The 20,589-nt window shown below is 60.2% G+C and carries 11 protein-coding genes; 7 read left to right on the top strand and 4 right to left on the bottom strand.

Annotation, left to right across the window (positions count from 1 at the left end; translation table 11 throughout):
- Nucleotides 1-272: 272 nt before the first annotated feature.
- The 3 genes from M2401_RS14465 (at nucleotide 273) to M2401_RS14455 (ending at nucleotide 5,343) form a co-directional block, all read left to right on the top strand.
- Nucleotides 273-2,201, top strand: a complete 1,929-nt coding sequence (locus M2401_RS14465) for a DUF2235 domain-containing protein (RefSeq protein WP_259103813.1) — start codon at nucleotides 273-275, stop codon at nucleotides 2,199-2,201.
- 175 nt (nucleotides 2,202-2,376) lie between these two features.
- Nucleotides 2,377-4,497: a bifunctional diguanylate cyclase/phosphodiesterase gene (locus tag M2401_RS14460; protein ID WP_259103811.1), complete on the top strand. Its 2,121-nt coding sequence runs from the start codon at nucleotides 2,377-2,379 to the stop codon at nucleotides 4,495-4,497.
- Between the two features lie 99 nt (nucleotides 4,498-4,596).
- Nucleotides 4,597-5,343, top strand: a complete 747-nt coding sequence (locus tag M2401_RS14455) for an SDR family oxidoreductase (protein ID WP_259103809.1) — start codon at nucleotides 4,597-4,599, stop codon at nucleotides 5,341-5,343.
- Nucleotides 5,344-5,489: 146 nt separating this feature from the next.
- Here the strand turns inward: M2401_RS14455 and mapR are convergent, their stop codons facing one another.
- Nucleotides 5,490-6,926, bottom strand: a complete 1,437-nt coding sequence (gene mapR, locus M2401_RS14450) for a GntR family transcriptional regulator MpaR (protein ID WP_259103973.1) — start codon at nucleotides 6,924-6,926, stop codon at nucleotides 5,490-5,492.
- A 44-nt stretch (nucleotides 6,927-6,970) separates the two neighbouring features.
- Nucleotides 6,971-8,392 carry a cytochrome c oxidase accessory protein CcoG gene (ccoG, locus tag M2401_RS14445; protein WP_259103807.1) on the bottom strand — a complete coding sequence of 474 codons (1,422 nt, stop codon included), beginning with the start codon at nucleotides 8,390-8,392 and terminating at the stop codon, nucleotides 6,971-6,973.
- 516 nt (nucleotides 8,393-8,908) lie between these two features.
- Between ccoG and M2401_RS14440 the strand changes: the two genes are divergently transcribed.
- The 3 genes from M2401_RS14440 to glgB are packed head-to-tail and all read left to right on the top strand — an operon-like array spanning nucleotide 8,909 to nucleotide 16,513.
- A complete protein-coding gene (locus M2401_RS14440) occupies nucleotides 8,909-10,945 on the top strand; it encodes an alpha-1,4-glucan--maltose-1-phosphate maltosyltransferase (protein ID WP_259103804.1) in 2,037 nt (678 codons plus the stop codon).
- A gap of 13 nt (nucleotides 10,946-10,958) precedes the next feature.
- Nucleotides 10,959-14,282, top strand: a complete 3,324-nt coding sequence (treS, locus tag M2401_RS14435) for a maltose alpha-D-glucosyltransferase (RefSeq protein ID WP_259103803.1) — start codon at nucleotides 10,959-10,961, stop codon at nucleotides 14,280-14,282.
- Nucleotides 14,282-16,513, top strand: coding sequence for a 1,4-alpha-glucan branching protein GlgB (gene glgB, locus M2401_RS14430; protein WP_259103801.1), 2,232 nt, complete (start codon nucleotides 14,282-14,284; stop codon nucleotides 16,511-16,513). The genes treS and glgB overlap by 1 nt, the downstream gene beginning before the upstream one ends.
- 140 nt (nucleotides 16,514-16,653) lie before the next feature.
- On the opposite strand, the gene M2401_RS14425 is transcribed toward glgB, so the two are convergent.
- Together M2401_RS14425 and M2401_RS14420 are read right to left on the bottom strand one after the other, a co-directional pair.
- Nucleotides 16,654-17,862 carry an MFS transporter gene (locus tag M2401_RS14425; protein ID WP_259103800.1) on the bottom strand — a complete coding sequence of 403 codons (1,209 nt, stop codon included), beginning with the start codon at nucleotides 17,860-17,862 and terminating at the stop codon, nucleotides 16,654-16,656.
- 182 nt (nucleotides 17,863-18,044) lie between these two features.
- Nucleotides 18,045-19,631, bottom strand: coding sequence for an ABC-F family ATPase (locus M2401_RS14420; protein WP_259103799.1), 1,587 nt, complete (start codon nucleotides 19,629-19,631; stop codon nucleotides 18,045-18,047).
- A 495-nt stretch (nucleotides 19,632-20,126) separates the two neighbouring features.
- Here M2401_RS14420 and M2401_RS14415 point away from each other — a divergent pair, with 495 nt between their 5' ends.
- On the top strand, nucleotides 20,127-20,552 hold the full coding sequence (locus M2401_RS14415; RefSeq protein WP_259103798.1) for a DUF3830 family protein: 426 nt from the start codon (nucleotides 20,127-20,129) through the stop codon (nucleotides 20,550-20,552).
- Nucleotides 20,553-20,589 lie beyond the last annotated feature (37 nt).

Genomic DNA, 20,589 nt, shown 5'->3' with positions numbered 1-20,589 from the left:
GCGGTCCTTCAAGGACTAATCCGTACGCTTCGATTGACGATCAAGCCTCTATCTTGAGGCTTGTTTGTGTTCGCTGGCGGGCGCTGCGTTCCTGCATGCATGTCTGAAAGATGCTAGGCCATTAAGCGGTATCCATCTGTAGCACCCGACTCAAACTAGTGTCGGAATGAAGGATTTCTGGTTGTATGTATAAAACATGTGTTAACGAGCCGGTTTATGCACCGGCACCTTTCCCTCGTGAAGGACGATTGTCTGTTGAACCGCAACAGATAATGGCAAATTACTATAAACAAGTGGGCGAGGTTGGCTCGGCGGACGAATCACTGGCGCCGCATAATCTGCATATCAGTGTTTTCTTCGATGGCACCCGGCATAACGAAACCTACGATACCCGTCAGGCCGCGCCACCGTGTCCGACCAACATCGCCCGTCTGTACCACGCCACCCTGGCAGAGCCGCAGGATGGTTGCTTCGCTTGTTACATCCCCGGCGTCGGCGCTCCTTTTCCGGAGATCGGCGAGCTGGACTTCACTACCCTGGGCATGGCCTTCGCCAATCGGGGTGAAGACCGGATCAACTGGGCGTTACTGCAATTGGTCGATGCCCTGACAGTCACCTTGACCGAGCAGTCTGTGCCGACAGCGATCTTGCAGGAAAAGCTCCGTGCCATGGCGACCACCTGGCCGCTGACGGCGCTGGGCAAGGGACGGCGGCGCCGGGCGCTGGTATCGCTGCTCAAGCCATTGCGGGCCCGCCGGGTAGCCGGTCAATCCGCACCCGCGCAGATCAGGCTCTATATCTATGGCTTTTCCCGCGGTGCGGCCCAGGCGCGGACATTTGTCAGTTGGTTGAGCGAATTGCTCCTGACTTCAAGCGACGCGGTGATTCCTCAGCAGCAGGTGTTGGGTATTCCTCTGAACATCGAGTTCCTGGGCCTGATTGATACCGTGGCCTCTGTAGGCAGTGCCCGTGCCACCCCCTTTACCGAAGGCCATATGGACTGGGCCGATGGTACTCAGTCGCTGCCCGACAGCGCGCGCTTTCCGGGCTTGATCAAGGTTTGCCGCCACTATGTTGCGGCCCATGAGCAACGCTTGTGCTTTGCCCTGGACTCGATTCGCTACACCGATGGCTATTACCCCGATTTTGCCAGGGAGGTGATTTACCCTGGCATGCACTCGGACGTCGGCGGTGGTTACGCGCCAGGTGCGCAAGGCAAGGCTCGTGGAGGGCAGGGCGAATTGCTCTCGCAGATTGTCTTGCACGACTTATATGCCGCCGCGTTTGCCGCAGGTGCGCCCCTTACTGTGACGCAATTACCGGACGCGCTGCTGCAGATCCAGCCGCAGCGCCAGATGAGTCAGGCGGTGCAACAGGAGTTCGAGATCAGCGCGCAGTTGATCGAACGCTTCAATGCCTGGCGTCACACCCTGAGAATGCATGAGGAAGCCCGTTGCCCGGCGACCGCAAGCTATGAAGTCACACGCATGAGATGCAGCCTGGAGGAAATTCTGGTCGAACAATTGGGTTGGTTGACCGGTTGGCGGATTGAACGCTATGGCCGTGGTAGCTACGCCAACCAGCCCTTTTTCGGCCTGGCCATGCAGGCTAATACTTCCCGGCAGGCCGCGTTGAAGGCCGAGCGTCAGACCGAGATCGACGCCATCAAGGCCCAGCGCAGCAAGATCCGTGGTCAGCCCGATGAGTTGCAGATCCTCAAGCGCTATATCTGCCCGCCGCCGTACCAGGGGAGCATCGATCAGCAGCAGATGCGCGAGGCCGCCATTGAGTTCGAGCATGACTATCACGGTTGGCGACGCAATCAGACCAGTACGGCAGGTTGGGTGGCGGACGTGCTGCTCAAGGATACGATCAACCTGCTCAACGACGATGATGAGCCGCGAGAGCACAAGCAGATCAAGAACATTGGCGAGCAATGTCGTCAGAAACTGTTTGATGAGTCCTTGCCGCAGGCTGCATTGATCGCACTGCTTGACGAGCATGTGCATGACTCGCGTGCCTGGTTCCTGCACGACACCATCGGTTCACGGGAGCTATGGGGCAATTATTTCCGTTACCGGACGGTGATTTTCGACAGTCGCACCAACAAGCGTGTTACGTCGACAAAGAAAGTTGGACGGATGGTCGGCGTGAGCCTGGTACTGGGAGCGTCTGCCGCAGTGGCGGGAGGGCTGGCTTAAGCGTCGTAGGGGCTACCGGGAGGGGGAGAAGGTTGAGATAGAATGCGCGACGACGGGCGGCGTGGCAAAGAGCCATATTTTCCGCAGGAAAACCTCTACAAGTCCCTTGGCTCTTGTACAATTGTCACATTATCGCGTGCATGGAGGCTCATCTCCTCGTGGGTCTTTCCAAACTATGATCGGCAGCTACTCTCCCTCCCTCGTCTTGATTTCCACTCTGGTGGCCATTCTTGCCTCCTATACCGCTCTGGATCTGGCCGGGCGCATCGCCTCGGCCCGAGGCCGTGCTGCGTGGTGGTGGATGGCCGGTGGGGCGTTCTCCATGGGGGTGGGCATCTGGTCGATGCACTTTATCGGCATGCTGGCCTTCGAGCTGCCCATCGATCTGGGTTTCGATCTGGGCATCACTCTGCTGTCGCTGCTGATTGCCATGCTTTCTTCAGGCTTTGCCCTGTGGCTGGTCAGCCAGCCGCAGCTGCCCAAGCTGCAGCTGGTCCTGGGAGCCTTGTTCATGGGGGCCGGTATCAGCGCCATGCACTACACCGGCATGGCCGCCTTGCGCATGGAGCCGGGTCTTACTTACGAGCCGGTGTGGCTGATCCTGTCGTTTGTCATCGCCATCGTCGCCTCGGGCGCCGCGCTGTGGATTGCCTTTCGCCTGCGCCAGCAAACCCCCTGGGTCAAGCTGGTCCGGGGCGGGGCAGCGGTGATCATGGGGCTGGCGATTGTCGGCATGCATTACACCGGCATGCTCGCAGCGAACTTCGCGGACAACAGTTTCTGTGGCGCACTGATCAACGGCATTCGCTCCGATGGCCTCTATAGCCTGGTGCTGATCACCTGCCTGGCGGTGTTGACGATCACCCTGATGGCGTCGATTCTCGATGCGCGGATGGAAGCCCGTACCGCCGAGCTGTCCAACTCCCTGCGCAAGGCCAACCGTGAGCTGACCCACCGGGCACTGCACGACACCCTGACCGGCCTGCCCAACCGCGAACTGCTGGCGCAACGCATCGAAGAGGCGATCCAGCGTGTCAGCGGCACAGGCGGCTGTTTTGCCCTGATGTTCATGGACCTGGACAGCTTCAAGCCGGTCAACGATGCCTTCGGCCATCATGTCGGCGATCAGTTGCTCTGTGATGTGGCGGCGCGCCTGCGCGGCAACCTGCACCATGAAGATACCTTGGCGCGGATCGGCGGTGACGAGTTCGTCCTGCTGGTGGAGCTGCGTCATGCCGAGGATGCGGCTTCCATTGCGGCCCGTCAGGTCAGCGTGGTGTGCCAGCCGTTCGCCCTGGCCGAACATACCGTGCAGGTCTCGGTCAGCATCGGTATCGCCATTTATCCGGGCAAGGGCCTCAACGCCCACGAATTACTGATGAATGCCGATGCCGCCATGTACCACGCCAAGGCGGCGGGTAAGAACGGCTACAGCTTCTTCGAAACCTCAATGAATACCGATGCGCGCAACCAGTTGCAGCTGTTGCAGGACTTGCGCCTGGCCCTGCGCGAGAAGCATTTCTGCCTGTATTACCAGCCCAAGTTCGACGCCGTCAGCGGCCTGCCGGTAGGCGCCGAAGCACTGTTGCGTTGGAATCATCCGGAGCAGGGTCTGGTCGCGCCGGACCGTTTTATCGGCCTGGCGGAAAAAACCGGGTTGATCATTCCCATCGGCGAATGGGTGCTGGACGAAGCCTGTCGGCAGATGCGCGAATGGTATGAGCTGGGTTACGTGCACTGGCGCATCGCGGTGAACCTGTCGGCGCTGCAGTTCTGTCACGCGGGGCTGGTCAATACAGTGGCGTCGGCGCTGGTGCGTAACCGGCTGCCAGCCAATTGCCTGACCCTGGAAATTACCGAAACCACCGCCATGAGCGATGCCGACGCGAGCATGGAAGTGTTGCAGCAACTGGCGGACATGGGCGTAGACCTGTCCATCGACGATTTCGGCACCGGTTATTCGAGCCTGATGTACCTCAAGCGCCTGCCGGCCAACGAGCTGAAAATCGACCGTGGCTTCGTCCGCGATCTGGAACAGGACAGCGATGACGCGGCAATCGTTTCGGCAATTGTCGCCATGGGGCAGGCGCTTAACCTGCGCATCGTTGCCGAAGGCGTCGAAACGGACCAGCAGCAGAGCTTCCTCACCCGTCTGGGGTGTGATTCGCTGCAAGGCTATCTGCTCGGCCATCCACTCCCTGCCCAGCGCTTTATCGCCGATATCCATAGCGGCGAAGCCCGTCGCTTGACGCTGTCGAGCAGCGAGCAGCCGGCATCGCCGGTCGGTGGTGTTTAACGCCATTCGCTGGCACGATGCTTCCTGATGGTCAGCGCTGCCTCTGCCGCTGACCCGTTTGGCTATGCTGTGTGTCTGTAACGGTTACGAGATCTATCCATGGAAAAAGTCCTCCTGATCACTGGCGGTTCCCGTGGCATTGGCGCGGCCACGGCGCTGCTTGCCGCCCGCCAAGGTTATAAAATCGCCATCAATTACCTGTCCGATCACCAGGCCGCCGAGCGCACCTGCGCGCAAGTGCGCGAGCTGGGTGCCCAGGCCATCACTGTGCAGGCCGATGCCAGCAACGAAGACGAAATCATTCGTCTGTTTGCCAGGGTCGATGCCGAACTGGGGCCCGTGACTGCCTTGGTCAACAACGCCGGGACCGTGGCCCAGTCGTCGCGTCTGGAAGACATGTCCGAGTTCCGCATGCTCAAGATCATGACCTGCAACGTGATCGGGCCGATGCTGTGCGCCAAGCACGCCTTGCTGCGCATGTTGCCGCGCCATGGCGGGCAGGGAGGCAGCATCGTCAACGTGTCGTCGGTCGCCGCACGCCTGGGGTCACCCGGTGAGTACGTCGACTACGCCGCCTCCAAGGGCGCGCTGGACACCTTCACCATAGGTCTTTCCCGGGAGCTGGCGGGCGAGGGCGTACGGGTCAACGCCGTGCGGCCAGGCTATATCTTCACCGACTTCCACGCCTTGAGCGGCGATCCTTCACGGGTCAGCAAACTGGAACCGGGCATCCCCATGCAACGCGGCGGCACCGCTGAAGAAGTGGCCGAGGCGATTGTCTGGCTGCTGTCGGACAAAGCCTCGTATGCCACCGGGACCTTTATTGATCTGGGCGGCGGGCGCTGAAGATCAAGCAGGGTTGGGTGCTTGTGAGTTGTGGGAGCGAATTCATTCGCGAAAGCGAAGTTTCAGGCGATGGCGTTGTATTGGATAGTCCGGCCTCTTCGCGAATGAATTCGCTCCCACAACGGACTCTCATCGGTCGGTAGTGGTTAAGCGCTGTTGGACAACAACGACCGAATAATCCGCCCCAGTGTCTCCATCGCCTTCTCGCAATTATCATCCCATGGGCTGCCGTAGTTCAGGCGAATGCAGTTGGCAAAGCGCCGGGTCGCCGAAAAAATCGGCCCCGGCGCGATGCTGATGCCTTGTGCCAGGGCCATCTTGAACACCTTCAGCGAATCCAGCTGTTCCGGCAGTTCCACCCACAGGAAGTAGCCGCCCTGGGGCTGACTGACCCTGCTCTGGCCCGGAAAATAGCGGGCGATGGCAGCGAGCATGGCCCGTTGCTGGTCTTCCAGGGCATAGCGCAAGCGCCGCAGATGACGGTCGTAGCCACCATGTTGCAGGTAGTCGGCAATCGCCGCCTGAGCGGGCATGGAGGGTGACAGCGAGGTCATCAGCTTCAGCCGTTCGACCTTCTGCGCATAACGCCCGGCCGCGACCCAACCGATCCGGTAGCCCGGAGCCAGGCTCTTGGCGAACGAACCGCAGTGCATCACCAGACCCTCGGTGTCGAAGGCCTTGGCCGGTTTCGGCGCGTGCTGGCCGTAATAGAGTTCGGCGTAGACATCGTCCTCGATCAGCGGCACCTGGTGCTCGCGCAGTAACTCCACCAATGCCCGCTTGCGGGCTTCCGGGACAATGGCGCCGGTGGGGTTCTGGAAGCGGGTCATGCACCAGCAGGCTTTGACGGGGTGCTTTTCCAGGGTCTGGGCCAAGACCGCGAGGTCGATACCGTCCCGCGGATGCACGGGAATTTCCACCGCCTTGAGCTTGAGCCGTTCCAGCACTTGCAGGCAGGCGTAAAACGCCGGGGCTTCGATGGCGACCAGATCGCCTGGCTCGGTGACCGCCTGCAGGCACAGGTTCAGGGCTTCGAGGGCGCCGTTGGTGATCAGCAGTTCTTCCATGGGCAGCATCAGCCCGCCGACCATATAGCGCAGGGCGATCTGCCGGCGCAGTTGCGGATGCCCCGGCGACATGTCGGTGACCACCATGCGCGGGTCCATTTCCCGGCTGGCCGTGGCCAGGGAGCGCGACAGGCGTTGCAGCGGAAACAGCAGCGGGCTGGGGAAGGCCGAGCCGAACGGCACGGTGTTGGGGTCCTTGATCGAGTCGAGGACCGAGAACACCAGTTCGCTGACATCGACTTCGGTGGACTCATTGACCGCGCTGTGGGCCTGGGGCTCCAGGAACGGCTGCGGGGTGTTGCCGACGAAGCTGTTATTGACGAAATAGCCCGAGCGCGGCCGGGCACTGATCAGGCCACGCCGTTCCAGCAGGTAATAGGCCTGGAACACCGTGGAGGGACTGATGCCGTGGGTCTGGCTGGCATAGCGCACCGACGGCACGCGCTGGCCGGGGCCGAGTACGCCACTGCGGATCAACTCGGCAATGTCATCGGCATATTTCTCGTAGCGCTTCATGCTGTCTGGCGCTCTGCTTGATGGGGTTGGCATACGTTACTCGATCAACGGTTGAGCGGGGCAACGAATCGACTCGTCGCGGTACTTTGAATAGCGGGCTGGTCCAGGTCGATGATCTGGAAGGTAATAGGCTGGGAGCTGCTTTTCGGCCGCTCGGCCAAGAGGGCGACGGAGACCGGGAAGTCGCTGATTTCCCCTGCGTTGAGGGCCAGTTCGCTGCTGCCGTGCAGTTCGAAGGCGTCGCCGCCATCCGTGCCAGTCAGGGTGAGGCGATAGTGCTGGCTGTGCTGGGTCTTGTTGATCACCTTGAGCGTGTAGATATTCTCGATCTGGCCCAGGGCGTTTTCGCGGAACAGGCCGCGATCCTTGTTCACATCCAAAGACACCATGGGCCGTTCGTGCAGCGCCAGGCCAAGGGCGCCGATCATCAGTACCAGCACGCCGACATAACCGAGCAGGCGCGGGCGCAACCAGTGGGTCGTGCCGCCGAGCAACTCGCGCTCTGAGGCATAGCGGATCAGGCCGTGGGAGTAGTTCATCTTGGTCATGATCGAGTCGCAGGCATCGATGCACGCCGCGCAACCGATGCACTCCATCTGCAGGCCGTCGCGAATGTCGATGCCGGTGGGGCAGACCTGCACGCATAGCTGGCAGTCGATGCAGTCACCCAGGCCCAGAGCTGCCGGGTCAACTTCACGTCTGCGCGGGCCACGGTTTTCGCCACGGCTGCTGTCGTAGGAAACCGCCAAGGTGTCCTGATCGAACATCACGCTCTGGAAACGCGCATAGGGGCACATGTGCATGCACACCGCTTCACGTAGCCAACCGGCGTTGAGGTAGGTGGCGCCGGTAAAGAACAGCACCCAGAACAGGCTGACGCCACCCATTTGCAGGGTCAGCAGCTCATGGGCCAGGGGCCGTACCGGGGTGAAGTAGCCGACGAAGGTCAGGCCGGTAAGCAGGCTGATGAGCAGCCACAGCGTGTGCTTGGCCGAGCGCCGCAGCAGCTTGTTCAGGCCCCAGGGCGCGGCGTCGAGCTTGATGCGCTGGTTACGTTCGCCCTCGGTCAGCTTTTCGCACCACATGAACAACCAGGTCCAGGTGCTCTGCGGGCAGGTGTAGCCGCACCAGACGCGCCCGGCGAAGACGGTGATGGCGAACAGGCCGAAGGCGCAGATGATCAACAGCCCGGACAACAGAATGAAGTCCTGAGGCCAAAAGGTTGCGCCGAAGATATGGAACTTGCTCTCGGACAGATCCCACAGTACCGCCTGGCGATCCCCCCAGTTCAGCCACAAGGTGGCGAAGAACAGCAGGAACAACACTCCGGCGCCGGACAGGCGCAGGGTACGGAACAGTCCGGTGAAACTGCGGGTATGGATCAGCCCGCCACGCTGCTTGAGGCTGGCCCTTGCGGGTGTGGGGGCTTGGCTGTCCAGAAGCTGGGTGGGAATTCGCTGGTTCATGGTGGAACTCACAGGCTGCAGTGGAATGCGTGCACTGTGAGGGGCAATCTGTTTGCAGAACAGATTCAGGTTTTTAAATTAAAACCATATCAGATGTCTGGAAGGCAACGGCAAAGCCCCTCTGGGAGCGAGGCTTGCCCGCGAAGAGGCCAGATTGACAGACGCATAACTTGCATCAGATATACCGCTTTCGCGGGCAAGCCTCGCTCCCACAAGGGGTTTATCGGGTCGAATAACGGGTAACACCATAATCCGTCATCGCCCCCGCTTCGCCATTGACCCGCATCAGGCTTCTTTCTTGCTTTGCCTTTGTCTGTGGGGCGGGTGGGCTACGCTCCATCACGGCGAGGAAAGTCTTTGAACTTTTCTCATTGAGCAGCGTTCGGACTTTAGTGGGAGCAGGGCAGGCGGGTATCCCGGCAGGTCCTGGCTCGATTGATATTCACTGCACGGATTAGCAAAAGAGCGCCGCGAATGCCCCGTACTGGAGCGTTCGGGCGTGAGGAGTGACGCTCGATGAATGTGACTGCCGACCAGCCTTATGGCCCGGATTCCCTGGCTACCGATGTATCCCAATCTTCCCGCCCACTGCCGCTGACCCAGGCCCTGCAATTACCCCGTATCGTTATCGAGGATACGACGCCGGTGATTGAAGGTGGCTTGTTCGCGGCCAAGGCCATTGTCGGCCAGCCGGTCACGGTGACCAGCAAGGTCTATGCCGACGGTCACGACAAGATGGCTGTACGGGTGTGCTGGCGCGCCGCCGATGCGCAGGACTGGCAATCGGCGCGTTTGCTCGAACTGGGTAACGACAGCTGGACGGGTGAGTTCGTCCCCGATCAGGTCAGCCGCTATGACTTCCGCCTGGAAGCCTGGATCGATCAATACGCCAGCTATTGCTACGAGCTGGAAAAGAAATTTCACGCTGCCGTGCCCATCGAGCTTGAGCTGGAAGAAGGCCGCCTGCATCTATTGCACGCCGCCGAACGCAGCCAGGGCGAATTGCGCGGGCAGATCGACAGTGTGCTGCAGCGTCTGGAGCAGACCGATCTCGACGGTCGCGTAGCTTTACTGCTTGACGGTGAGACCGCAGCCGCCATGGCCCAGGCTGACCCCCATGCCTATCTGAGCCGCAGTATCGATTTCCCTCTGGATGTGGAGCGGGAACGGGCGCAGTTCGCCAGTTGGTACGAGCTGTTTCCGCGCTCGATTACCGATGACGCCAAGCGCCACGGCACCTTTAATGACGTGCACTCGCGCTTGCCGATGATTCGCGACATGGGTTTTGACGTGCTGTATTTCCCGCCGATCCATCCCATAGGTCGCGCCCATCGCAAGGGGCCGAATAACTCCCTGACCGCCGGCCCCGACGATCCCGGCAGCCCGTACGCCATCGGCAGCCCTGACGGTGGCCATGAAGCGATTCACCCGCAGCTGGGCTCCCGTGAGGACTTCCGCAATCTGGTCGCCGCTGCGGCCGATCACGGACTGGAAATCGCTCTGGACTTCGCCATTCAGTGTTCCCAGGATCACCCGTGGCTCAAGGAGCATCCGGGCTGGTTCTCCTGGCGTCCGGACGGCACTATTCGTTACGCGGAAAACCCGCCGAAGAAATACCAGGACATCGTCAACGTTGATTTCTATGCCGCCGATGCCATTCCCAGCCTGTGGCTGGAACTGCGCGATATCGTGCTGGGCTGGGTCAACGAAGGGGTGAAAATCTTCCGCGTCGATAACCCGCACACCAAGCCGCTGCCGTTCTGGCAATGGATGATCGCCGATGTGCGCAGCCAGCACCCGGAGGTAATGTTCCTTGCCGAGGCGTTCACCAAGCCAGCGATGATGGCCCGTCTGGGCAAGGTCGGTTACTCCCAGAGTTACACCTACTTCACTTGGCGCAACAGCAAGGCCGAACTGTCGGAATACTTCGCCCAGCTCAATCAGGCGCCTTGGCGCGATTGCTACCGGCCGAATTTCTTCGTCAATACCCCGGATATCAACCCGCCATTTCTGCATCACTCCGGGCGTCCGGGGTTCCTCATTCGTGCAGCCCTGGCAACCATGGGCTCGGGCCTGTGGGGCATGTATTCAGGCTTCGAGCTGTGCGAAGCGGCACCGGTGCCAGGCAAGGAAGAGTACCTGGACTCGGAGAAATACGAGATCCGTCCACGGGACTTCACCGCGCCGGGAAATATCATCGCCGAGATCGCCCAGCTCAACCGTATCCGCCGACAGAACCCGGCGTTGCAGACCCACCTGGGCCTGCGCCTGTACACCGCCTGGAACGACAACATTCTGTATTTCGGCAAGCGCAGTGCCGATGGCAGCAACTTCATTCTGATCGCGGTCAACCTCGACCCGTTCAATGCTCAGGAAGCGCATTTCGAGTTGCCACTGTGGGAAATGGGCCTGGCCGACGACGCAGAAACTCAGGGCGAAGACTTGATGACCGGCCATCGCTGGACCTGGTACGGCAAGAACCAGTGGATGCGTCTGGATCCGGCGTACCAGTCCTTCGGTATCTGGCGTATCCAGTCCTCGAACCCGGCCTAAGGAGCAACCGTTCATGGCAAAGAAAACCCGGAACGCAGCCTTTATCGAAGACCCGCTGTGGTACAAGGATGCGGTGATTTACCAGGTTCACGTCAAATCCTACTTCGACTCCAATAACGACGGGATCGGCGACTTTCCCGGCCTGATCGCCAAGCTCGACTACATTGCCGAACTGGGCGTGAACACCATTTGGCTGCTGCCGTTCTACCCGTCGCCACGGCGCGATGACGGCTACGATATCGCCGACTACCGTGGCGTGCATAACGACTACGGCACCATGGCCGATGCCAGGAAATTTATCGCCGAGGCCCACAAGCGCGGGCTGCGGGTGATTACCGAGCTGGTCATCAACCATACCTCGGATCAGCACCCATGGTTCCAGCGCGCCCGGCATGCCAAGCGCGGCTCCAAAGCGCGGGATTTTTATGTCTGGTCCGACAGCGATCAGAAATATGACGGCACGCGGATCATCTTTCTCGACACGGAAAAGTCCAATTGGACCTGGGACCCGGTGGCGGGCCAGTACTTCTGGCACCGTTTCTACTCGCACCAGCCAGACCTGAACTTCGACAACCCTCAGGTGATGAAAGCGGTGCTGGAAGTCATGCGCTACTGGCTGGACATGGGCATCGACGGCCTGCGTCTGGACGCGATTCCCTACCTGATCGAGCGCGATGGCACCAATAACGAGAACCTGCCGGAAACCCATCAGGTGCTCAAGCAGATCCGTGCCGAGATCGATGCCAACTACCCCGACCGCATGCTGTTGGCCGAGGCCAATCAGTGGCCGGAAGACACGCAGCTTTACTTCGGCGACAGCAAGGGCAAGGACGGCGACGAATGCCACATGGCCTTTCACTTCCCGCTGATGCCGCGCATGTACATGGCCGTGGCTCAGGAAGACCGCTTTCCGATCACCGATATTCTGCGCCAGACCCCGGAAATCCCGGAAAACTGCCAGTGGGCGATTTTCCTGCGCAACCACGATGAGCTGACCCTGGAAATGGTCACCGACCGTGAACGCGATTACCTGTGGAACTACTACGCCGCCGACCGCCGGGCGCGGATCAACCTGGGCATTCGTCGACGCCTGGCGCCATTGGTACAGCGCGATCGGCGCAGGGTGGAACTGCTTAACAGCATGCTCCTGTCCATGCCGGGCACGCCGACCCTGTATTACGGCGACGAAATCGGCATGGGCGACAATATCTACCTCGGCGACCGGGATGGCGTGCGCACGCCCATGCAATGGAGCATCGACCGTAACGGTGGTTTCTCCCGCGCCGATCCGGCCAGCCTGGTGTTGCCGCCGATCATGGACCCGCTCTACGGCTATCAGTCGATCAACGTTGAAACCCAGAACAACGACCCGCACTCGCTGCTGAACTGGACCCGGCGCATGCTCACCGTGCGCAAGCAGCAGAAAGCCTTTGGTCGCGGCACCCTGAAAATGCTCTCGCCGAGCAACCGCCGCATCCTCGCCTATACCCGCGAGTACACCGGGCCGGACGGCAAGACGGACATTATTCTCTGCGTATCTAACGTCTCCAGTGCCGCCCAGGCAGCGGAGCTTGAGCTGTCCCAGTACGCCGGCATGGTGCCGGTGGAGATGCTTGGTGGCAGTGCCTTCCCGCCCATCGGCCAGTTGAATTATCTGCTGACCCTGCCGCCCTACGGCTTCTATTGGTTCGCCCTGGCGGCGGAAAACCAGATGCCGAGCTGGCATGTGGAACCGGCGCAAAGCCTGCCGGACTTCACCACTCTGGTATTGAAGAACCGTATGGAAGAACTCCTCGACGAGCCGCTGCGCGGCACCCTGGAAAAAACCTCGCTGACCCAGTACCTGCCCAAACGTCGCTGGTTCGCGGGCAAGGGCCAGCCCATCGAGAATGTGCACATTGCCTATGGCGTACGCTTTGGCGACGCCGAGCGCCCGGTGTTGCTCAGCGAAATCGAAGTGTCTGCAGGCGAGCATCAGGGTCGCTATCAGTTGCCCCTGGGCTTCCTCGCCGAAGACGACTTCAGCAGCCCCTTGCCGCAACAGCTGGCGCTGGCGCGAGTCCGCCGTGGTCGTCAGGTCGGTCTGATCACCGATGCCTTTACTTTGCAACCGTTCATTCACGCGGTCATCAAGGGCATGCAGGACAATACCGTGCTGCAAAGCAATAACGGTGAGCTGCGCTTCGAGCGAACTGCCCATATGGCCGGTCTGGGTCTCAACGAGGCATCCGAAGTGCGCTACCTGTCGGCCGAGCAGTCCAACAGTTCTGTGGTCGTCGGCGGCGCACTGGTACTGAAGATGATTCGCCGGGTCGCTGCCGGGACTCACCCGGAACTGGAAATGGGCGCCTATTTGACCAATGCCGGCTACACCCATATCTCGCCGCTGCTGGGTTCGGTGGTCCGGGTCGAGGAGAGCGGGCAGGGCAATCTGCTGATGATTGCCCAGGGCTACCTGAGCAATCAGGGCGATGCCTGGGAATGGACCCAGAACAACCTGGAGCGCGCTGTACGTGATGAGCTGGCCCATGGCCTGTCCGGCCAGGATCAGCATTTCAATGCGCTGCTGGAACTGGCTGATTTTTCTCGTCTGCTGGGCCAGCGTCTGGGCGAGATGCACATGATTCTGGCGGCACCGACCCGCGACAAGGACTTCGTTGCCGAGCCGACTTCGCTCAAGGACAGCCAGGCCAGCGGCAAAAGCGTCGCTGCCCAGGTCGAGCGTGCCTTACAGTTGCTCGAACAGCATCAGGAAAGCCTGGAACCGGGCGATCAGCCGTTGGTGCAATCCCTGCTGGGCAAACGCAAGCAGTTGCTCGCCCATGTGCAGGACCTGGCCAAACGTTCGGTGGGTGGTCTGCGCATGCGCGTGCATGGCGACCTTCACTTGGGCCAGGTGTTGGTGGTCAAGGGCGATGCCTATCTGATCGATTTCGAGGGCGAGCCTGCCCGGCCGCTGGAAGAGCGTCGGGGCAAATACAGTCCGTTCAAAGATGTCGGTGGCGTATTGCGTTCTTTCGATTACGCTGCGGCCATGGCCGTACGCAGTGCCCAGAGCGTGGATAGCTCTGCCGAAGCGAGCGCTGCACGCCAGCGCGTCGCGCAAACCTATTTGACCCAGGCACAGGAGGCGTTCATGCAGGGCTATCGTTTGGCCACCGCAGAAATCCCCCACGCCTGGAAAGACCCCCAGGGGGAAAGTGCCGCACTGGAACTCTTTACCCTGGAAAAAGCCGCTTATGAAGTGGCCTATGAAGCCGAGAACCGCCCAGGCTGGCTGGCGGTGCCGTTACGCGGTTTGCATGGGTTGCTGAGCCTGTCTGATGGAGATGCATGATGAATTCCCTTGATAAGAACGGCGCGGCCTCCCAGCTATTGCCCGCCGCCGTGGACATGGACGCGCTGATCCGTGCCGAACACCGCGACCCCTTCGCCATCCTCGGCCCCCATGGCGATGGTGGCCAGGGCCAATACATTCGCGCCTATCTGCCCGATGCCTTGAGCGTGCGGGTACTGGCCAAAGACTCCGGCGAAGAGCTGGGTGAACTGCCGATGACTGAAGTGCCGGGCTTCTTTGCCGGACATTTCGACCACCGCATGCCCTACCTGCTGAAGGTCAACTGGGCCGGTGGCGAGCAGATCACCGAAGATCCCTATAGTTTCGGCCCTTTGCTCGGTGAGATGGACCTGTACCTGTTCGCCGAAGGCAACCATCGCGACCTGAGCAGTTGCCTGGGCGCGCAATTGATGGCGGTAGACGGCATCGACGGTGTGCGCTTTGCCGTATGGGCGCCCAACGCCCGGCGGGTGTCCGTAGTAGGCAACTTCAATAATTGGGATGGCCGTCGTCATCCCATGCGTCTGCGTCATCCTTCCGGCGTATGGGAAGTGTTTGTCCCACGTCTGCAACCGGGGGAAACCTACAAGTACGAAATACTCGGCAGCCACGGCATCCTGCCGCTCAAGGCCGATCCGGTGGCCCTGGCCACCACCCTGCCGCCGGACACCGCTTCGAAAGTCGCCGCGCCTCTGCGTTATGAGTGGCAGGATCAGCAATGGCTGGACAGCCGCACCGCGCGCCATGCCGCCGATGCGCCGCTGTCGATCTACGAGCTGCACGCCGGCTCCTGGCGCTGGCACCACGGCGGTGAGGGCGAGGCGGATCGGCCGTACAACTGGCACGAACTGGCCGATAACCTGATTCCTTACATCAAGGACCTGGGTTTCACCCATATCGAGCTGATGCCAATTATGGAGCACCCGTTTGGCGGTTCCTGGGGCTATCAGTTGCTGTCGCAATTCGCCCCGTCAGCGCGTTATGGCTCGCCGGACGATTTCGCCGCCTTCGTCGATGCCTGTCACCGTGCGGAAATCGGCGTGATCCTTGACTGGGTGCCGGCGCATTTTCCCACCGATACCCACGGCCTGGCGCAATTCGACGGGACCGCACTATACGAATACGGCAACCCCCAGGAAGGCTTCCATCAGGACTGGGACACGCTGATCTACAACCTCGGTCGTACGGAAGTGCATGGTTTCATGCTGGCTTCGGCGCTGCATTGGCTCAAACATTTCCACGTCGATGGCCTGCGGGTCGATGCTGTGGCCTCGATGCTTTACCGCGACTACTCGCGCAAAGCCGGGGAGTGGGTGCCCAACCGTTATGGCGGCCGGGAAAACCTGGAAGCCATCGATTTCCTGCGCCATCTCAATGATGTCGTAGCGCTGGAAGCACCGGGTGCCTTGGTGATCGCCGAAGAATCCACGGCCTGGCCGGGCGTGACCAACACCACGCAGCAGGGTGGCCTGGGCTTCAATTACAAATGGAACATGGGGTGGATGCACGACACCCTGAAGTACATCGAGCAGGACCCGATCCACCGCCAGCATCACCACGACCGACTGAGTTTCGGCCTGGTCTATGCCTGGTCGGAGCGCTTCATTCTGCCGATCTCCCACGACGAAGTGGTGCACGGCAAACACTCGCTGATCGACAAAATGCCTGGCGATCGCTGGCAGAAATTTGCCAACCTGCGGGCCTATCTGAGCTTCATGTGGACCCATCCCGGCAAGAAGCTACTGTTCATGGGCTGCGAATTTGGTCAGTGGCGCGAGTGGAACCACGACACCGAACTGGACTGGCATTTCCTCGACTACAGCGAGCATAAGGGCGTGGTGACCCTGGTCAGTGACCTGAACCGTTTGTACCGCTCGGAAAAGGCCCTGCATGACCAGGATTGCGTACCCATGGGCTTCCAGTGGCTGATCGGCGATGACTCTGCCAACAGCGTCTATGCCTACCTGCGCTGGAGCAAGGAGGGCGAGCCGATTCTGGTAGTGGCTAACCTGACGCCGGTGCCGAGGGAGGGCTACCGCATTGGCGTGCCATTTAGCGGTGTGTGGAGCGAGCTGCTCAACAGCGATGCGCAGACCTATGCCGGTTCCAATATGGGCAATGGTGGCGGCGTGCAGGCCGAGGAGATCAAGAGCCATGGACAGCCGATGTCGTTGGCCCTGGACTTGCCGCCGTTGGCCGTGTTGATTTTCAAGCCAAGGGCGGAGCAGTAATCACTGCTTTTAAATTGAAATGAGATCCTGTGGGAGCCGGCTTGCTGGCGATGGCGGCAGAACAGACGATGAAATTGTTGCCTGTTACACCGCCATTGCCAGCAAGCCGACTTCTACGGTTTTGGCCTGGACCGCACCGGCTACCCGGCCTTTCGCGCCCGCGCCGACAGCAACATAGTCAACCCAAGCCCAATCAAGGCAAGCAACGCCGCGCTGAAGAAAATCCACGTATAGCCCAGATTCAACGCAATCGCGCCCATCACCGGCCCGGCAATCGCCAGGGCCAGATCGAAAAACACCGCATATGAACTCAACCCGGAGCTGCGACTGCTGACCGGCACCTGCTTGATCGCCTCGACGCCGAGGGCCGGATACACCAGAGACAGGCCGAAACCAGTGAGCCCCGCGCCCATCAACGCCACTGCCGTATTCGGCGCCAGCCACAGCAGGACCAGGCCCAAGGTCTCGACGATCATGCACAGGATCGCCGAATGGAAACCGCCAAAACGGTTGATGGCGCCGATAAACAGGATCCGCGCAACGATAAAGCACACACCGAACACGCTCAGGCAATACGCCGCGCCTTCCCAGCCCAGGCTGACGTAATACAGGGTAATAAAGGTGGTCAGGGTGCCGTAACCGATGGACGCCAGGGTCAGGCTGACGCCATAAGGCGCCACCCGGCCGAATACCGCCCAGAACGGCAGGCGCTCGCCGCGAATCACCGGCACCGAAGGCTTGTTGCGGATGATCAGCAGCGCCATGCCCGCCAGCAGGAACAGCACGATCCCCAGGCTGCTGAAGCCCCAGGCTGAGGTCATCACCACACCCAGCGGTGCGCCAATGGCGATCGCGCCATACGAAGCGATACCGTTCCAAGAGATCGACCGCGCCGTATGTTCAGCGCCTACCTTGCCGATGCTCCAACTGATGGTGCCGACACCGATCAACCCTTGGGAAATCCCCAGCAGCAAACGGCCGACGATCAACACCGACAGACTGGCCAGGGGCAGGCTTTCCAGCAGCACCGCCAACAGGGTCAGCACGCCGCTGATGGCAATGCCTGCAAGGCCGAAGACGATCGCCCGCTTGGTGCCCACGCTGTCGGACATGCGCCCGGCGAAAGGGCGGCTGAGCAGGGTGGCCAGGTACTGCGAGCCAATGGTCAGCCCGGCAATCACCGCGCTGAAACCCAGCTGGTTATGCACATAACCGGGCAACACCGCGATGGGCAGGCCGATGCAGAGGAAGGCGATAAAGGTGTAGAAAACGATGGCAATGATTTGCAGCGTGACGCTCATCGAACCGGATTTGGCGGCGACAGGATCAGGCGTGGGATCGGCAGACATGGGTACTCATTCGCGGGCAGGCGGTAGTCGTACGACATCATCGCCCGAGGCCGTGGCAAATGAAAGCAGGCTAACGATATTGTCCGTTATGGCCTGTTACAAATGCAAAAAAGCCCTGTCATCACGACAGGGCTTTTATCAACCAAACCTTGCGCTACTCCGATCTAAGCAGCATTTTTAGCTCAGATAACAACACCCTGGCTACGCAGGTAATCGTCATAGGTGCCGCTGAAGTCGGTCACGCCATTGGGGCTCAGCTCGATGATGCGCGTGGCCAGGGACGATACGAACTCGCGGTCGTGGCTGACGAAGATCAGTGTGCCCGGATAGTTTTCCAGCGCCAGGTTCAGCGCTTCGATGGATTCCATATCCAAGTGGTTGGTCGGTTCGTCCATGATCAGCACGTTTGGCTTTTGCAGGATCAGCTTGCCGAACAGCATGCGGCCTTGCTCACCACCGGAAATCACCTTGACCGACTTGAGGATCTCGTCGTTGGAGAACAGCATCCGGCCCAAGGTGCCGCGAATCATTTGCTCGCCTTGAGTCCACTGACCCATCCAGTCGAACAGGCTGACGTCGTCTTCGAAATCGTGGGCGTGGTCCTGGGCGTAGTAGCCCAGCTCGGCACTCTCGGTCCACTTGACGCTACCGGCATCCGGAGTCAGTTCATTGACCAGGGTGCGCAGCAGGGTGGTCTTGCCGATACCGTTCGGGCCGATGATCGCCACGCGCTCGCCGGCTTCAACCTGGAAGCTGAAATCCTTGAACAGCGGCTTGCCGTCGAAGCCTTTGGCCATACGCTCGACGATGACCGCCTGACGGTGCAGCTTCTTGGTCTGTTCGAAACGGATGAACGGGCTCACGCGGCTCGATGGCTTGACTTCGGCCAGCTGGATCTTGTCGATTGCCTTGGCGCGGGACGTGGCCTGCTTGGCTTTCGAGGCGTTGGCCGAGAAGCGGCTGACGAAGGATTGCAGTTCGGTGATCTGCGCCTTTTTCTTGGCGTTGTCCGACAGCAGTTGCTCGCGGGACTGGGTCGCCACGGTCATGTACTCGTCGTAGTTGCCCGGGAACAGGCGCAGCTCGCCGTAGTCCAGGTCAGCCATGTGGGTGCACACGCTGTTCAGGAAGTGACGGTCGTGGGAGATGATGATCATCAGGCTGTTGCGCTGGGTCAGCACGTTTTCCAGCCAGCGGATGGTGTTGATGTCCAGGTGGTTGGTCGGTTCGTCGAGCAACAGCACTTCCGGATCAGAGAACAACGCCTGAGCCAACAGCACGCGCAGTTTCCAGCCTGGCGAGACTTCGCTCATCGGGCCGAAATGCTGTTCGATGCCGATACCCAGGCCCAACAGCAGTTCACCTGCGCGAGATTCGGCGGTATAGCCGTCCATTTCGGCGAACTCGGTTTCCAGCTCAGCCACGGCCATGCCGTCTTCTTCGGTCATTTCCGGCAGCGAATAGATGCGATCGCGCTCGGCCTTGACCTTCCACAGCTCTTCATGGCCCATGATCACGGTATCGATCACGGTGAATTCTTCGTAGGCGAACTGATCCTGGCGCAATTTACCCAGGCGCACATTCGGCTCCAGCATCACCTGACCACCGGAAGGGTCCAGATCACCGCCAAGGATCTTCATGAAGGTGGATTTGCCGCAGCCGTTGGCGCCGATCAGGCCGTAACGGTTACCGCCGCCAAACTTGACCGAGACATTCTCGAACAAGGGTTTGGCGCCGAACTGCATCGTGATGTTAGCTGTGGAGATCAATTACTTTACCTATCAATGACTTAGGTTCGATTGCTGACAACCGGAACCGATTCGATACCAATTTTGAGTTTTGCCGGCTCACTCAAATCCGAGCCTGAGTTGATCATCGCGCAAACGTCTACAGCAGCATCGACAGGGATGTGTCGAGCTGCGCGGGAAGATGTATGCGGGGTTCGTGCCAGACTTTGGGCGGCATTGTCGCATAGGTGTGACGACAGTTGTACGACGGTCAGTGTTTGATTGGTCGGGCAGGTGGGTGGTTTGGCATCTCCGGTTGCCCGAGGAGCATCAAAACAAGGCTTTTGCTTCGTCACTGGCGGACAAAAACTGACCGCCTCGATTGGAGTCCGATTTTTGCAAGAACAACGGCATTCCTGATACAGAACTTCCCATCGGCAAACAATAATCCGTTGGTACGGCGCAAACGCTTCTCTTTGATTGAAGGCACGCTTGAATCATGCTGATCTATGTTTACCTCCAACCATGAGACCAGCCATGACCACCCTCAAAATCACTGCCGGCGGCTTTTCCTTCCTCGCCCAAACCAACCCTGACGCCCCGCAGACCGTGGCAGCGTTCCTGCAGCTGCTGCCTTACCGCCAGAAATTCATCCATGTGCGCTGGAGTGGCGAAGGCTGCTGGGTGCCGCTGGGCGATTACCAACTGGCGCTGGACGGCAAGCCCATCGATTTTGAGAACGCCACCAGCCATCCTTCGGTGGGCGATATCCTGTTTTATCCCGGCGGTTACAGCGAAACCGAGCTGCTTGTGGCCTATGGCTCCTGCTGCTTCGCCAGCAAGATGGGGCAACTGGCGGGCAATCATTTTCTGACCATCGTCGAAGGCAAGGAAAACCTGCGCAAGCTGGGGGTCAAGACGTTGTGGGAAGGTGCCCAGGATGTGCTGTTCGAACTGGCGTGATGCGGGGGCGATGATAGAATCGCGCTTTTTCCGCAAA

It is taken from the genome of Pseudomonas sp. JUb42 (assembly GCF_024807945.1).
Lineage (GTDB): Bacteria > Pseudomonadota > Gammaproteobacteria > Pseudomonadales > Pseudomonadaceae > Aquipseudomonas.
Note: the sequence above shows the minus strand (reverse complement) of the source record. Positions and strands in the feature narration are given on the sequence as shown.